This is a genomic window from Paraburkholderia nemoris, assembly GCF_905221015.1.
Taxonomy (GTDB): Bacteria; Pseudomonadota; Gammaproteobacteria; order Burkholderiales; family Burkholderiaceae; genus Paraburkholderia; species Paraburkholderia nemoris.
In genome coordinates, this window is the sequence record NZ_CAJNBO010000007.1 from 1 (window position 1) to 15,206 (window position 15,206).

The 15,206-nt window shown below is 62.9% G+C and carries 12 protein-coding genes; 2 read left to right on the forward strand and 10 right to left on the reverse strand.

The window, feature by feature from the left end:
* The first annotated feature begins 99 nt into the window (after positions 1–99).
* Complete coding sequence (locus tag KHO33_RS12345; RefSeq protein WP_236074670.1) at positions 100–531, forward strand: SDR family oxidoreductase; 432 nt, start codon at positions 100–102, stop codon at positions 529–531.
* A 91-nt stretch (positions 532–622) separates the two neighbouring features.
* Here KHO33_RS12345 and prpF read toward each other — a convergent pair whose 3' ends face one another.
* The 3 genes from prpF to prpC form a co-directional block, all read right to left on the reverse strand.
* A complete protein-coding gene (gene prpF, locus KHO33_RS12350; protein ID WP_200566982.1) occupies positions 623–1,807 on the reverse strand; it encodes a 2-methylaconitate cis-trans isomerase PrpF in 1,185 nt (394 codons plus the stop codon).
* 35 nt (positions 1,808–1,842) lie between these two features.
* Complete coding sequence (gene acnD, locus KHO33_RS12355; protein ID WP_054041442.1) at positions 1,843–4,440, reverse strand: Fe/S-dependent 2-methylisocitrate dehydratase AcnD; 2,598 nt, start codon at positions 4,438–4,440, stop codon at positions 1,843–1,845.
* 315 nt (positions 4,441–4,755) lie between these two features.
* The gene (gene prpC / locus KHO33_RS12360) at positions 4,756–5,925 is read right to left on the reverse strand and encodes a bifunctional 2-methylcitrate synthase/citrate synthase (protein ID WP_200566981.1); all 1,170 of its coding nucleotides are present in this window, start codon (positions 5,923–5,925) and stop codon (positions 4,756–4,758) included.
* A gap of 286 nt (positions 5,926–6,211) precedes the next feature.
* Here prpC and prpR point away from each other — a divergent pair, with 286 nt between their 5' ends.
* Positions 6,212–8,188 (forward strand): propionate catabolism operon regulatory protein PrpR, encoded by a 1,977-nt coding sequence (gene prpR / locus KHO33_RS12365; protein WP_200566980.1) that lies wholly within the window; start codon positions 6,212–6,214, stop codon positions 8,186–8,188.
* On the opposite strand, the gene KHO33_RS12370 is transcribed toward prpR, so the two are convergent.
* Genes KHO33_RS12370 through KHO33_RS12400 form a run of 7 tightly spaced genes read right to left on the reverse strand, consistent with a single transcriptional unit; the run spans position 8,145 to position 15,134 of the window.
* On the reverse strand, positions 8,145–8,555 hold the full coding sequence (locus tag KHO33_RS12370) for a helix-turn-helix domain-containing protein (protein ID WP_200566979.1): 411 nt from the start codon (positions 8,553–8,555) through the stop codon (positions 8,145–8,147). The genes prpR and KHO33_RS12370 overlap by 44 nt on opposite strands.
* Positions 8,552–9,721: an NAD(P)/FAD-dependent oxidoreductase gene (locus tag KHO33_RS12375; protein ID WP_200566978.1), complete on the reverse strand. Its 1,170-nt coding sequence runs from the start codon at positions 9,719–9,721 to the stop codon at positions 8,552–8,554. Before KHO33_RS12375 ends, KHO33_RS12370 begins: the two co-directional genes overlap by 4 nt.
* Positions 9,718–11,088 carry an FAD/NAD(P)-dependent oxidoreductase gene (locus KHO33_RS12380; protein ID WP_200566977.1) on the reverse strand — a complete coding sequence of 457 codons (1,371 nt, stop codon included), beginning with the start codon at positions 11,086–11,088 and terminating at the stop codon, positions 9,718–9,720. Before KHO33_RS12380 ends, KHO33_RS12375 begins: the two co-directional genes overlap by 4 nt.
* Entirely contained in the window at positions 11,073–11,387 is a 315-nt protein-coding gene (locus KHO33_RS12385; protein ID WP_054039288.1) for a (2Fe-2S)-binding protein, read from the reverse strand. The genes KHO33_RS12380 and KHO33_RS12385 overlap by 16 nt, the downstream gene beginning before the upstream one ends.
* A complete protein-coding gene (locus tag KHO33_RS12390; RefSeq protein ID WP_054039290.1) occupies positions 11,384–13,228 on the reverse strand; it encodes an ABC transporter ATP-binding protein in 1,845 nt (614 codons plus the stop codon). Before KHO33_RS12390 ends, KHO33_RS12385 begins: the two co-directional genes overlap by 4 nt.
* Positions 13,228–14,184 carry an ABC transporter permease gene (locus KHO33_RS12395; RefSeq protein ID WP_054039292.1) on the reverse strand — a complete coding sequence of 319 codons (957 nt, stop codon included), beginning with the start codon at positions 14,182–14,184 and terminating at the stop codon, positions 13,228–13,230. Before KHO33_RS12395 ends, KHO33_RS12390 begins: the two co-directional genes overlap by 1 nt.
* Complete coding sequence (locus KHO33_RS12400) at positions 14,181–15,134, reverse strand: ABC transporter permease (protein ID WP_093641177.1); 954 nt, start codon at positions 15,132–15,134, stop codon at positions 14,181–14,183. The genes KHO33_RS12395 and KHO33_RS12400 overlap by 4 nt, the downstream gene beginning before the upstream one ends.
* Positions 15,135–15,206 lie beyond the last annotated feature (72 nt).

Below are 15,206 nucleotides of genomic sequence, written 5' to 3' on the forward strand. Positions count from 1 at the left end.
GCTTCGCGTGAAATCGCTGTCCAGCTTGCCGTGAAATCCGTGTCCACCTTCGCGTGAAATGCCTGTCCAGCTTGGCGCGAAATCGCTGTCCAGCTTGGTGTGAAATACGCACGTCAGATTTTCGATGTGCGAGTCTTCGGCGCCATTGCCGCCGTCAAACATGCGGCGCCGTATCTGCGTTCCGGCGGCTCCGTGGTGTTGACCAGCGGCATCGCCAGCTTGCGACCACAAAAGGGTTGGGTGGCGCTTGCCGGTGTCTGCAGCGCGATGGAAGGCTTGACTCGGGCACTCGCTGTGGAGTTGGCGCCCATTCGCGTCAACCTGGTGAGTCCCGGTTTGGTACGCACGCCGTTGTGGGCCGCCCTGTCCGAATCCGAGCGCGAGGAACTTTACGCGGCAAGTGGGGCGGCTCTGCCCGTTGGGCATGTCGGCGAGGCGGAGGACCTCGCGCAAACCTACCTCTATTTGATGACCAATCGCTATGCCACGGGACAAACCGTCGTCGTGGACGGCGGTGGCGTGCTGGTCTGATAGACCGGATAGCCTGGTGCGGACCATCCGACCAGGTCTATCAGCGGTACAAGTACTGAGTTGCAGTGATGCCGGGCTGGCAATCGTTAACTCATTCCCCCGGCACCCTCACCCACCCCTCCATCAACACTCGTGCACTCCGGCTCATGATTGCTTTGGTGACAGTCCACGCCCCGCCTTCCTCCCGAGCTTCGGCCCCCACGCGAAGCGTCCCCGACGGATGTCCAAACCGCACTGCATCGCGCGCGCCACCACCCGCGGCGAGATTCACCAAGGTCCCTGAAATCGCTGCTGCCGTGCCAATCGCAACCGCTGCAGTCCCCATCATTGCGTGATGCAGCTTACCCATCGACATCGCCCGCACCAGCAGATCGACGTCGCTTGCAGCAACCCGCTTGCCGCTGGAAGCCACGTAGTCCGCAGGCTTGGCGACAAACGCAACCTTCGGCGTATGCTGCCGCGTGGCGATCTCATCGATGTTCTTGATCAGGCCCATACGCACAGCGCCATGCGCACGAATGGTTTCGAACATCGCCAGCGCCTTCTCGTCGCTATTGATAGCGTCCTGTAGTTCGGTGCCCTTATAACCGATCGCTTCCGCTTCCACGAAAATGGTCGGGATACCGGCATTGATCATCGTCGCCTTCAGCGTGCCGACACCCGGCACTTCGAGGTCATCGACCAGATTTCCAGTCGGGAACATCGCGCCGCCGGCACCCTCCTCTTCAGCAGCCGGGTCCATGAATTCAAGCTGAACTTCTGCAGCCGGAAACGTCACGCCATCGAGTTCAAAGTCGCCCGTTTCCTGCACGGCGCCATCGGTAATAGGCACATGGCCGATGATCGTCTTGCCGATATTCGCCTGCCAGATGCGCACAATAGCGACACCGTTCTGTGGAATCCGGCTCGCATCGACGAGACCCGCGCTAATCGCAAACGGTCCCACCGCAGCAGAAAGATTGCCACAATTGCCGCTCCAATCGACAAACGCCTTATCGATGGAAACCTGCCCGAACAGATAGTCCACGTCATGATCCGGCCTGCGGCTCTTCGCGATGATGACCGTCTTGCTCGTGCTGGAAGTCGCGCCGCCCATGCCGTCGATCTGCTTGCCATACGGGTCCGGGCTGCCAATCACACGCATCAGCAGTGCATCACGCGCGGCGCCCGGCACCTGGGCCGCCTCCGGCAAATCCTGCAGCCGAAAGAACACGCCTTTGCTGGTGCCGCCGCGCATGTACGTCGCCGGAATCTTGATCTGAGGTTTGTGAGCCATGAAAGTAGTGTCCTGATGAGAGAAGCTCAAAAGCCTTAAGCCGCTGCCTTCGTCGATTCAAGAAAGTCCTGCGCGAAGCGTTGCAACACGCCGCCGGCTTCGTAGATCGACACTTCTTCCGCCGTATCCAGGCGGCACGTCACTGGCACCTCGACGCGCTCACCGCTCTTCCGATGAATCACGAGCGTGAGATCCGCGCGCGGTTTGCGTTCGCCGATCACGTCGAACGTTTCGGTACCGTCGATAGCGAGCGTGAGTCGATTCACACCAGGTTTGAATTCCAGCGGCAACACGCCCATGCCGACCAGATTCGTACGGTGAATCCGCTCGAACCCTTCCGCAACAATCGCTTCCGCGCCGGCAAGACGCACACCCTTCGCTGCCCAGTCGCGCGACGAACCCTGGCCGTAGTCAGCACCGGCAATCACGATCAGCGGCTGCTTGCGCTCCATGTAGGTTTCGATTGCTTCCCACATGCGCGTCACCTTGCCCTCCGGCTCGATGCGCGCCAACGAACCCGCCTTCACCTTGCCGTCTTCCAGCACCATCTCGTTCTTCAGCGTCGGATTCGCGAAGGTGGCGCGCTGCGCGGTCAGGTGATCGCCACGGTGGGTTGCGTACGAATTGAAGTCCTCTTCCGGCAAGCCCATTTTGGCGAGGTACTCGCCCGATGCACTGTCCGCCAGAATCGCATTCGACGGCGACAGGTGATCGGTCGTGATGTTGTCGCCCAGCACAGCCAGCGGACGCATACCCGTCAGCGTGCGTTCACCGGCAAGCGCGCCTTCCCAATACGGCGGACGGCGGATATACGTGCTCATCGGACGCCAGTCGTACAACGGATCGGCCTTCTCACCGGTATCGACAGAGACCGCGAACATCGGCTCATACACTTTGCGGAACTGTTCCGGCTTCACGCTCGAAGCGACGATCGCGTCGATCTCTTCATCCGACGGCCAGATGTCCTTCAGCTTGATCTCGTTGCCGTTAGCGTCGACGCCCAGCACATCCTTCTCGATGTCGAAGCGGATCGTACCGGCAATCGCGTAGGCCACCACCAGCGGCGGCGAAGCGAGGAAGGCCTGCTTCGCATACGGATGAATACGGCCGTCGAAGTTACGGTTGCCGGACAGCACAGCCGTCGCATACAGATCACGATCGACGATTTCCTTCTGGATCACCGGATCCAACGCACCCGACATGCCGTTGCACGACGTGCACGCATACGCGACCACGCCGAAGCCCAGTTGCTCGAGTTCCGGCAGCAGGCCCGCCTCTTCCAGATACAGCGTGACCGCCTTCGATCCCGGCGCGAGCGAGGTCTTTGCCCACGGCTTGCGGGTGAGTCCACGTTGATTGGCGTTACGCGCCAGCAAACCGGCGGCGATCATGTTGCGAGGATTGTTGGTGTTCGTGCAGCTCGTGATCGCAGCGATGATCACCGCGCCGTCCGGCATCAGGCCCGGCTCGTTCTCCACCTTGCCGCTGATGCCGCGCGCAGCCAGTTCGGAAACCGGCAAACGGCGATGCGGGTTCGACGGCCCCGCCAGCGTGCGCACCACGGTAGACAGATCGAACGTCAGCACGCGCTCATACTCGGCGTGCTTCAGCGTATCGCCCCACAGTCCGGTTTCCTTCGCGTAGGTCTCGACCAGCTTGACGAGTTCGTCGTCGCGGCCGGTGAGCTTGAGGTACTTGATGGTCTGCTCATCGATGTAGAACATCGCCGCCGTCGCGCCGAATTCGGGCGCCATGTTGGCGATGGTCGCGCGATCGCCGAGCGTCAGGTTGGCCGTGCCCGCGCCGTAGAACTCGAGGTACGCGCCGACTACTTTCTCTTTGCGCAGGAATTCGGTCAGGGAGAGCACGACGTCGGTCGCGGTAATGCCCTCAGCCGGCTTGCCCGTCAGCTCCACACCGACGATATCCGGCAGCCGCATATAAGACGCGCGGCCCAGCATCACGCTTTCCGCTTCAAGACCACCCACGCCGATTGCGATCACACCGAGCGCATCCACCATCGGCGTATGCGAGTCAGTGCCGACCAGCGTATCGGGAAAGGCCACGCCATCTTTCACCTGCACCACCGGGCTCATGCGCTCGAGGTTGATCTGATGCAGGATGCCGTTGCCCGGCGGAATCACGTCGACGTTCTTGAACGCGCGCTTGGTCCAGTTGATGAAGTCGAAGCGGTCTTCATTGCGGCGATCTTCAATCGCGCGATTCTTCGCGAACGCATCCGGATCGAAACCCCCGCACTCGACGGCCAGCGAGTGATCCACCACGAGCTGCGTCGGCACGACCGGGTTGACCATCGCGGGATCGCCGCCTTGTAACGCAATCGCATCGCGCAGACCGGCGAGGTCGACCAGCGCGGTCTGGCCGAGAATGTCATGACACACCACGCGCGCCGGGAACCACGGAAAATCCAGCTCACGCTTGCGTTCGATGATCTGCTTGAGCGAAGCCGTCAGCGTCACCGGATCGCAGCGGCGCACGAGGTTTTCGGCCAGCACGCGCGAGGTGTACGGCAGCTTGTCATAGGCGCCAGGCTGGATTGCGTCGACGGCGGCACGCGTGTCGAAGAAATCCAGTTGGGTGCCGGGAAGGCGTTTGCGATTGGCAGTATTCATGGCGTAGGGGACAAAACAAAAATGATCCGGGGACGATGGCGGCAGCCGTGCTTCACAATCCGCTGCCCCTCTTTCATGCAGCGCAACGCTCGCGCATCAATCGGACAGTCTGTGTAGTTTATAGCTTGCGGTAGCGCGCCGGCTTGCAGTGTGTTTCGTTGATGCGCCGCACAACGTACCGCACCAGGCACAGCACCACGCCCCGCAAAAAAACAGCCTTGGCTCGGGGTTCCAGCGAGCCAAGGCCAAACTTCATTACGCCGCTCTCACGAGACGCAATGGAGGAGAAACGCTTGCGGCTTCGCGCTTACGCGCTTAGACGCGTTTGGCCAGCGGCACGAACGGCAGATCGTCGGGACCGGTGTAATTCGCACTCGGACGAATGATCTTGTTGTCGATCCGCTGCTCGATGATGTGCGCGCTCCAGCCTGCCGTACGGGCGATCACGAACAGCGGCGTGAACATCGCCGTCGGCACGCCCATCATGTGATACGAGACCGCGCTGAACCAGTCGAGATTCGGGAACATCTTCTTCGCTTCCCACATCACCGACTCCAGGCGCTCGGCGATGTTGAAGAGCTTGTTGTTGCCGGCTTCCTTCGACAGCTTCTTCGCGACTTCCTTGATGACCTTGTTGCGCGGATCGGAAATCGTGTACACCGGGTGACCGAACCCGATCACCACTTCCTTGTTTTCGACGCGACGGCGGATGTCGGCTTCGGCCTCATCGGGCGTCTGATAGCGCGACTGGATTTCAAACGCGACTTCGTTCGCGCCGCCGTGCTTCGGGCCGCGCAGCGCCCCGATTGCACCGGTAATCGCCGAGTAGATGTCCGAACCCGTGCCTGCGATCACGCGGCCGGTAAACGTCGACGCGTTGAATTCATGCTCGGCGTACAGGTTCAGCGACACATGCATCGCGTCGACCCATGCCTTCGACGGCTCCACACCGTGCAGCAGATGCAGGAAGTGCCCGCCGATCGAATCGTCATCGGTTTCGACTTCGATGCGCTTGCCGTTGTGCGAGTAGTGGTACCAGTACAGCAGCATCGAACCGAGCGAGGCCATCAGCTTGTCGGCGATGTCGCGTGCGCCCGGCAGGTTGTGGTCGTCTTTCTCGGGCAGCACGGTGCCGAGCACCGACACGCCGGTGCGCATCACATCCATTGGGTGCGCGGCGGCCGGAATCCATTCCAGCGCGGCTTTCACGTTCGCGGGCAAACCGCGCAGTGCCTTCAGCTTGATCTTGTAGGCGGTCAGTTCGGCTTGCGTCGGCAGCTTTTCGTGGACCAGCAGATAAGCGATCTCTTCGAATTCGCATGCACCGGCAATGTCGAGAATGTCGTAGCCGCGGTAATGCAGGTCGTTGCCGGTCTTGCCGACCGTGCAAAGGGCGGTGTTGCCAGCCGTCACGCCGGACAGCGCGACGGATTTCTTCGGTTTGAAGGCGCCTGCGTTCGGCGTGCTGTTATCGGCTTCACTCATAATTTCGTCTCCAACTGCGGGGTTGCGTTCGTGCGGCAATCAGCGCGCCGAGCTTGTCTTGCGGGGTTTCGATGCGGGAACCGGTGAAAACGGAGGCTATAACGCAAAGAATGGGCCATGCGGGACGCACGCTGCTAAGTGCCTGATTTAACAAAAAATCCTATCCCGGCCATAGAGCCACCCGATTTCACAAGTGAAATCTGGGATTTCAAATTCGAAAACGACGGGTGCATAATAGGCGGACTTCCCGTCCTTCCTGCCTCTCTCCAGACAACGAGCCGCCGCCGTGAGCACGCCCCCCTTCGACCCCGCGCAGCGCCCTCGCATCTGGGCCGTCAGCATCAGCCGTCTGCGTGATCTGTTCTTCGACATTGCCGGCGAGTACGTCGAGCGCGCCGATCTGCGCATCGTCTCGCATGGCTTCGAAGACGCTGTCCATGAGATCGACGCAGTCGGTGCCGGGCGTCCGGATGTCGTGATTGCCGGCGGCTCCAACGGCGCGTATCTGAAAACTCGCGTCAGCGTGCCGGTCGTGCTGATCGGCCCAACCGGCTTCGACGTGATGCACGCGCTCGCGCGAGCGCGGCGCGACGGCGCAAGGGTCGCCCTCGTCACGCACGGCGACACGCCAGACGAAGTGCGGCGCTTCATCGCCGCGTACGACATCGACGTCACATTTGCGTCGTATCAATCGGCGCAGGATGCGGAGAGTGTCGTTCTCGATCTGCGCGATCGCGGCATCCAGGCCGTGGTCGGCCCGGGGCTCATCGCCGATCTTGCGGCGAACGCCGGCATGGGCGCGGTGTTTCTGTATTCGCGCGCCTCCGTACGTGCCGCGTTCGATACCGCACTCGAAGTCGCACAGGCCACGCGCCGCGAAACAGTTCGGCGTCAACGGCTCGACAATCTGCTGCAGCATCTGCGCGACGGCGTCGTTGCGCTCGATGCGCAAGGGCGCGTCGAAGCGATGAACCAGCGCCTCGCCAGCGTGCTCGGCATCGACGCGGCACAGGCCGTGGGCCGCGCGCTGCTCGATCTCGCGCCGGATCTCGCAGGCAGCTTGCCGGACGCGGACGGCGACACATTCTGCACGGTACGTGGCGCGAGCTACGTCGTTCATCGCGGGCCGCTCGCGAGCAGCAGCTCGGCGGCAGGCACCGTACTGACGTTTCAGGAATCGCGCGCGGTCGAACGGCTCGATCGCACCTTGCGCTCGCGGCAGCGCGTGCAGCAGTTCAGCGCGCGTTATCAGCTTGGCGATATCGTCGGTGTATCCGATTCGATCGAACGGGTCCGCACGCTCGTGCAGCGCTACGCCAAATCGGACGCCACCGTGCTGATTCTTGGCGAAAGCGGCACCGGCAAGGAGATGGTCGCGCAGAGCATGCATCAGTTGAGCGCGCGGCGCGACTTCGCCTTCGTCGCTATCAATTGCGGCGCGTTTCCGGAGGCGTTACTCGAGAGCGAGTTGTTCGGTTATGAGGAAGGCGCGTTCACCGGCGCGCGCAAAGGCGGCAAGGCGGGGCTGATCGAAGTGGCGCACCGCGGCACGCTGTTTCTCGATGAAATCGCCGAGATGCCGCTGTCGTTACAGAGTCGTCTGTTACGCGTGCTGCAGGAACGTGAAGTCGTACGGCTTGGCTCGACGGAGCCGACACGAGTAGACATCCGGGTCGTCGCGGCGACGCATCGTGCGTTGACTGAAGGTATCGAGGCGGGCAGTTTTCGCGCGGACCTTTACTACCGCCTCAACATTTTGAGCATCGCCCTGCCGCCGCTGCGTGAGCGGCCAAACGATCTGCTGCCGCTCGCGGTCGAACTGTTGCTGCAGGCGGCGTCGCGTGAGCCGAGACTGGCGACTCGTCTGCCCGATGCGGATGCGGCGAGGCGCGTCCTCGCTAGTCTCAGCGAGCCGTTAAAGCGTTACACGTGGCCGGGAAACGTGCGTGAACTACAGAACGTGATCGAGCGGATTGCGGTTGAACTGGCAGACGCGGACACGGGCACGTACAGGGATTCAAACGGCGCAGCGGAAACCCTCTTCACGCGCGAGGTACTGCGCACCGTCGCGCCTGAAATCTTCGAGCAACCCCACACGCGCACGAAGAAAGCAGCGCTAACGTTACGCGAGCGCAGTCGTCACGTGGAAGCCGACGAAATCCGCGCCGCCCTCGCCGCCTGCGACGGCGATCGCGATGCGGTTTGCCAGGCGCTCGGCATCAGCAAGACGACGTTATGGCGGAAGCTGAACGCGGCGCAGTAGTCTGAACGACGCCACCGTGCTTCACAGCATTCTTCGCCGCATTCGCACCGGCGCGTGCGATGAACATGCTAGGGGTCATCCCGCAGCATCGCTTGAAATGCCGGCCGAAGTGGCTTTGATCGAAGAATCCCACCTCCGTGGCGACAACCGATCCCGGCACACCTTCGAGCAACAGAGTCTGCGCCCGCTGAATCCGCAGCCCGCACAGATAGCGATAAGGCGATGAACCATACTGCTGACGAAACACCGTCGCGAAGCGCGACACGCTGAGCGCGGACAGCGCGGCGAGTTGCGCGAGCGTCACCGGCTCGTCGAAATGGGCTTCGATAAACGCCCGGGCGGCATTGAGGCTGATGGACTGTTTCATGACGTCGCGATAGTCGAGCGGGGCGCGGCTTGCTTCGCGAACCGGGTAACGGAAAACACGTCGAGGGGAATGTCCGTACGACCTGTATCGACGAGCTCGGCCAGCGTCTCGCCAACACCCGGACCGATCTGAAAACCTGAGCCGCAGAAACCGAACGCGTAGTAAAGACCGTCGACCTTGCTGCTCGGCCCGATCACCGGTTCGCCGTCGGGCAGATAGCTTTCCACGCCGCTCCACACACGAATCACATGCAGCGGCGCCATGGCGGGCACAAGCCGCCGCAACTGCGCGACTTGCCGCACGGTGTTGCGCGGCAGGACCGATGCGCGGCACGTCACAGCATCCGCCGGCCCACCGGGACCGCCGCCGAGAATGATATTGCCGCGCGGAATCTGGCGGAAATAGATGCTCTCTTCCTTGATCGATGTGAACACTCCCATCGACGACTTGAACACATACGGCACCGGCTCGGTCACAGCCATCTGCGGTCCGCTCACGGTCAGCGGAACGGGTTCGCCGAACTGTTCGGTAAGACGGCTCGCCCAGGCGCCCGCACAGATCACAAGTTGCGCGGCCCAATACACGCCGCCGCCTGCGCTCTCCACGCGAAACCGCTCACCTTCCTTTTCGACGCGCACGATCTCGGTGTTCTCGATCACCTGAGCACCGAGCCGGGCGGCCGCGCGACCAAACGCAGGTGCAGCGAGACGCGGATTGGCGTGGCCATCGAGTGGCGAAATCGATGCCGCCAGCACCTCGCGTCCGAGAAACGGAAAGCGCTGAAACATGGCGTCGCCGTGCAGCACCTTGAGATCGAGACCATAAGCGCGGGCGTCGATCGCATATTGATCGAAGTTCTCCACGTCTTTCTGGTGATAGCACACGCGCGTGTGGCCCGAAGCCAGAAACTCGATGTCCTCGCCAAGCAGTTCCGAAGAGCGTTGCCATGTGCGCAGCGCGCGGTTCGCCATCGCCAGTTGCGGCAGCGCGCGACCCTGCCGACGAATCCCGCCGAAATTCACGCCGCTCGCCTGTTGCCCCGTGAGTCCGCGTTCGAGCAGGATCACCGAACGCTTGCGCTGACGCAGGAAGAAGGCGGTTGTCGTCCCCATGATGCCGCCGCCGATCACGATCACGTCGGCTTCGTTTGTAGTCGTCGTACTCATTCGCTCACCTCTTCGGTAAGCGCCACAGGTAGCGGTTTAACGGGCGCCTGGGCGCGCAGCCGTCCCACTGAGGACAACGGCACACAAGCCGCCGCCGCGATGATCTCAGCGCCTGCGTGGCCGCAGTAACGCCCCTGGCAGCGGCCCATGCCGACGCGCGAGAATGCCTTCGCGCGATTGGCTTCCTGCGCGCCGGTCGCGTGCACCACACGACGCAGTTCGCCCGCTGTAATCGCTTCACAACGGCAGACGATCGTTTCATCCGGCAAAGACGCGGCGAATTTCGCCGGCCACGGAAAGGCTTCCCGCAAGCCCGCTGCAAAGCGTGTGAAACGCGCGAGTTCGGCGCGCAACTGCTCGACGCCTCCCATTTGAATCCCGTGATCGCGCAGCGCCGCCAAAGCCGCAAGACGCCCCGAACGTTCGGCTGCGTCCGCACCGCGCACTCTTACACCATCGCCCGCCAGGTAGACGCCCTTGGCGCTGCTACGGCCGTCGTCGTCGATTTGCGGAAGCCACTGCTGCGAGTTTTCGTCGAACAGGAAACGGCACCCTGCGAGGTCCGCAAGCTGCGTCTCCGGACGCAGGTGATAACCCAGCGCAACGGCATCGCATGCCAGCGCCAGGCGTTCGCCGCCGGGCAACGCAACCACCACGCCGCTCACGCCCTCTTGCGGCGAGCCTTGAATCTCCAAAGGCTGCACGCCGCGATGTACCAGTACGCGCGCCTTTGCGAGCACACGCGTCAACGCAATCCCCTTTTTGAGCGCGGCGGGAATCGCCAGCAAACGCGGCAGCGCAGCCACACGCTGCATAAACGTCGACGTATCGAGCACGGCGGCCACCTGTGCGCCCGCCTTCACATATTGCGCGGCAACGAGATACAGCAGCGGCCCGCTGCCCATCATCACGATGCGCGAGCCGATCGCGCAGCCCTGCGATTTCAGTGCAACCTGCGCGCCGCCGAGGCTATACGTGCCGGCCTGATGCCAGCCCTTGACTGGCATCAGCCGGTCCGTGGCGCCGCTGCAAACGATCAGGGAATCGAACGTCAGCGTCTGGTAGCGCGTGCCGCTTGCCAGATGCACGGTGTTCGGCGAGATATTCCAGACCAGCGTCTCCGGCAAATAATCGATCTTGCCCTTCAGCGCATCGAAGCTCTGATGCAGCGAAGCGGCGCGTTCAGCCTCAGTGCCGTACAAGGTCTCATAGCTGCGCGAAAACCCTTCCGGTTGCCGCCGATAGATCTGGCCACCGTCACGCCGCCCTTCATCGATGACCGTGGGCCGCAGCCCCGCTTCGACCAGCGCCTCTGCAGCGCGCACGCCCGCCGGCCCGGTGCCGATGATCACTACACGCGGGGCCATACACCCTCCGCAGCTTCGGCCAGCTTCGTCACGATCGACATGCCCGGCGCCGCAGGCGTACTGCACGCCCGCATGCGTTCGCCTTGCGCGGTCCAGACCCAGCAATCCTGGCACGCACCCATCAAACAGAAACCGGCGCGGCGGCCATCGCCGAATTCGGAATCGCGCAACGTGCTCACACCGGTCAGCAAGGCGACCATCAAGGTGTCGCCCTCGGCGGCTTCGCGCACGACGCCGTCTACGGTAATCGGAAACGTCTTGCGGCCCGTCTCCGCGAGCCGCACAAATCGTCCGTTCATACCGGGGTTGCCTCTTCGGTCTGCAAGCGATTCAACTCGGCGGCGGGATGATGGCAAAGAATCTCCGCGCCCGAAGGCAGTTTTTTCAGGGACGGCGGCGTCATATTGCACATTCCGTCGATGCGCACCGGGCAGCGCGCGCGGAACGCGCACAACTCGGGAATATCCGCGCTCTCGCCCATCGCCGGCAACGTGGCACAGCCGATCTCGCGGCGTGCATCGAGCCAGCCCGGTTTCAAAGCCGGCACCGAATCCACCAGCAATTCCGTGTACGGATGATACGGGGGCGCCGCGAGCACATCGCGTTGCCCGGCTTCCACGCGATGCCCCGCGTACAGCACGATCACTTCGTCGCAGATCGCCCGCACGGTCGAGATGTCGTGGCTGATGAACATATACGACACGCCGAGTTCACGGCGCAATTCGGCCAGCAGGTCGAGGATCGCCGCGCCGACCACCGTATCGAGCGCGGAGGTCACTTCGTCGCAGAGGATCAACGCAGGATCGGCCGCAAGCGCGCGCGCCAGATTAACGCGCTGCTTCTGGCCGCCGGACAGTCCGGCAGGCGTGCGCGTGGCAATCGAAGCCGGCAGCTTCACCAGATCGAGCAGTTCCAGCATGCGTTTCTTCGCGGCCGACCCACTCAGATGGTGATAGAACGCGAGCGGACGGCCCAGAATATCGGCGATCGAATGACTCGGGTTCAGCGCCGTATCGGCGTTCTGAAACACGATCTGGATCTGCCGATACTGCTCCGGCGTGCGGCGCGACAGTTGTGCGGGCAGCGGCTTGCCGTCGAACAGCACTTCGCCGCCCGCACGATCGACCAGACCGGCCACCACGCGCGCGAGCGTCGTCTTGCCGGAGCCGGATTCGCCGATCACGCCGAGCGTACTGCCGCGCGGGATCGACAAACTGACGTCGTCGAGCACGCGCACGGCGGGATTGCCGAAGCGATCGATACGTCCGTAACCCGCCGAGAGCCCGCGAATTTCGAGCAGCGGCGGGATGTGCTTGCCGAGATTCTGCGGCGTCTCCAGCTCCGCTTCCGGACGGCGCGTAGCGGCAAGCAGTTGACGCGTATAAGCATCCACGGGCGCATCGAGCACTTGCGCAACCACGCCGTTCTCTTTCACCGCGCCGCCATTCAGCACGACGATGCGGTCCGCCATCTGCGCGACTACAGCCAGATCGTGCGACACGTACACGGCCGTCGTGCCGAGTTCGCGGATCACTTTCTTGAAGGCCGCGAGCACTTCGATCTGCGTGGTGACGTCGAGCGCGGTGGTCGGTTCGTCGAACACCACCACGGCCGGATCGGTGATCAACGCCATCGCGGCCATCAAGCGTTGCAACTGGCCGCCAGACACCTGGTGCGGATAGCGCTCGCCAATCGTCTCCGGCGCAGGCAGCGCCAAAGCGCGGAACAGGTCGATCGCTTTCGCGCGCGCCGCGTCTTTCGTCATCAAGTGATGCAGCAATGCGGGTTCGGTCACCTGATCCATGATCGTGCGCGCCGGATTGAAGCCTGCCGACGCACTCTGCGCAACATAGGCCACGGTCCGTGCCCGCAATGCGCGACGACCTTTGGCATCGAGCGACAGCACATCCACCTCGCCGACGCGCACCGAGCCGCTGCTGATCGAGCACCCTGCCCGCGCATAGCCGAGCAAGGACAACGCGATGGTCGTCTTGCCTGAGCCGGACTCGCCGATCAGCGCCAGCACCTCGCCCTTCTTCACCGAGAAATCGACGCCCTTGACGATCTCCGTCACCGGCCCCGGCGCCGCACCGGCGACGACCCGCAGGCCCTTCACTTCAATCATGTCCCGATCAGCCATCATGCACCTCCATGGCTACGGCCACGACGCCGCAAGTTGTCGATCAGCAGATTCATGCCGATGGTCAGCGTCGCAATCGCAACGGCCGGCATCAGAACGGCAGGCGCACCCTCGGACAAACCGCCGATGTTCTCGCGCACGAGCGAACCCCAATCCGCATTCGGCGGCTGCACGCCAAGGCCGAGGAAACTCAGCCCGCTCAGCAGCAGCACGATGAACACGAAGCGCAAACCAAAATCGGCGAGCATAGGATGAATCATGTTCGGCAGCACTTCGACGCGTGCGATATAAAAGATGCCCTCGCCGCGCGCTCTCGCCACCTGCACGTATTCGAGCCCCATCAGGTTCACTGCGAGTGAGCGCGAAATACGGAATGCGCCGGGGATATAGGCCAACGCGGCAACCGTCGTCAGCATTGGGATCGACGAACCGAACGCGGCGATCACCACGAGCGCGAGCACCTTGCTCGGAATCGAAATCAGCGCGTCGAACAGACGGCTCAGGATTTCATCGACCCAACGGCCGGACACCGCGGCTAGCAAACCGAAGAACGTGCCGATCAAACTGGCAAGCACGGCAGCGGCCAGCGCGAGGCCCATCGTATAGCGCGCGCCGTAGAGAATCCGGCTCAACATATCGCGGCCGAGATAGTCGGTGCCGAGCGGATACGCCGCGCTATAGCGGCCGAAAATCTCCGTCGACGTCAGCGTGCCGCCTTTATACGGTGCAACCAGCGGCCCGATGAACGCGACGATCAGCCAGAAAGTCACCAGCACGAGGCCGATCAGGCCGAGCACGGAGAAGCGATGCACCAGCCGTTTCAACACGCCCTGCTTCAGCGCAGCCGTTTCGACGACCGGCGTCTCGATGACGGGTTCATCGACGCCCAGGTCGTACAGCTCGGTAGTGGCATGGGGAACGTGAGGAACGTGGGGATTGGTAGGTTGGCTCATCATCGACGCAGCCTCGGATTGGATACGATTTGACACAGGTCGGCGATCAACACCAACGCGAGATACGCCGCGCAGAACACCATCACGCAGCCCTGCACGAGCGGCATGTCACGATTGGTGACGGCGTCCACCATCAGGCTCGCAAGGCCGGGATAGTTGAAGATCGACTCCACGATCACCACGCCGCCGAACAGATACGACAGGCTCAACGCCACCGCATTGGCAATCGGGCCGATGGTGTTGGGCAACACATGCCGCAATACCACACGGGCGGGCGATGCGCCCTTCAACACCGCCATTTCCACATACGATGAATTGAGCTGATCGAGCACCGCGGCCCGCGTCATGCGCGCCATCTGCGCGACAATCACGCAGCACAGCGTCATCACCGGCATCGCGTAGATGCGCAGCAGCGCGCCGAACGAATGGACCTCGGAGAGATACGACAGCGCCGGCAGCCAGCGCAGCTTGACGGCGAAGATCAGCACGGCGATGGTGGCGATCAGAAATTCCGGCACGGCCACCGTCGACAGCGTGAGCACGTTGAGCGTGCGATCGAGCAGCGAACCACGGAACATTGCTGACGAAATACCGATCAGCAAGGCCACGGGCACCGAGACCAGCGCCGTGAGCCCAGCTAACACCAGCGAATTCGGCAGACGCGTGGCGATCAACTCGCTCACGGGCAGATTGTTCGACAGCGAAGTGCCGAAGTTGCCGCTGACAATATGAAAAAGCCACTCGAAGTAGCGTTGCAGCGCCGGCTGGTCGAGCCCGAACTGGTGCCGCAGTGCCGCGACGGCTTCCGGGGTTGCCGCCTGGCCGAGCGCCTGTTGAGCGGCATCGCCGGGAAGCAGCCCGGTGATGGCGAACACGACCGCGGAGACCAGCAGTAGCGTAAGCAGCGCGAGGCCAAGGCGCGCGGCGATGAGTCGTTGCGCATGTGCTTTCATCGAAAGTCGGCTCCAAGGGTGAAGCCGCACGCCGCGAACAGGCGGCGTGCGTATTGCCGGGTTCGACTTCCC

Bases quoted from the DNA above. Each gene is read 5' to 3' on its own strand.
- prpF (WP_200566982.1), bottom strand. From the start codon at position 1,807: ATGGCTCACAAACCTCAGATCAAGATTCCGGCGACGTACATGCGCGGC.
- acnD (WP_054041442.1), bottom strand. From the start codon at position 4,440: ATGAATACTGCCAATCGCAAACGCCTTCCCGGCACCCAACTGGATTTC.
- prpC (WP_200566981.1), bottom strand. From the start codon at position 5,925: ATGAGTGAAGCCGATAACAGCACGCCGAACGCAGGCGCCTTCAAACCG.
- KHO33_RS12370 (WP_200566979.1), bottom strand. From the start codon at position 8,555: ATGAAACAGTCCATCAGCCTCAATGCCGCCCGGGCGTTTATCGAAGCC.
- KHO33_RS12375 (WP_200566978.1), bottom strand. From the start codon at position 9,721: ATGAGTACGACGACTACAAACGAAGCCGACGTGATCGTGATCGGCGGC.
- KHO33_RS12380 (WP_200566977.1), bottom strand. From the start codon at position 11,088: ATGGCCCCGCGTGTAGTGATCATCGGCACCGGGCCGGCGGGCGTGCGC.
- KHO33_RS12385 (WP_054039288.1), bottom strand. From the start codon at position 11,387: ATGAACGGACGATTTGTGCGGCTCGCGGAGACGGGCCGCAAGACGTTT.
- KHO33_RS12390 (WP_054039290.1), bottom strand. From the start codon at position 13,228: ATGGCTGATCGGGACATGATTGAAGTGAAGGGCCTGCGGGTCGTCGCC.
- KHO33_RS12395 (WP_054039292.1), bottom strand. From the start codon at position 14,184: ATGATGAGCCAACCTACCAATCCCCACGTTCCTCACGTTCCCCATGCC.
- KHO33_RS12400 (WP_093641177.1), bottom strand. From the start codon at position 15,134: ATGAAAGCACATGCGCAACGACTCATCGCCGCGCGCCTTGGCCTCGCG.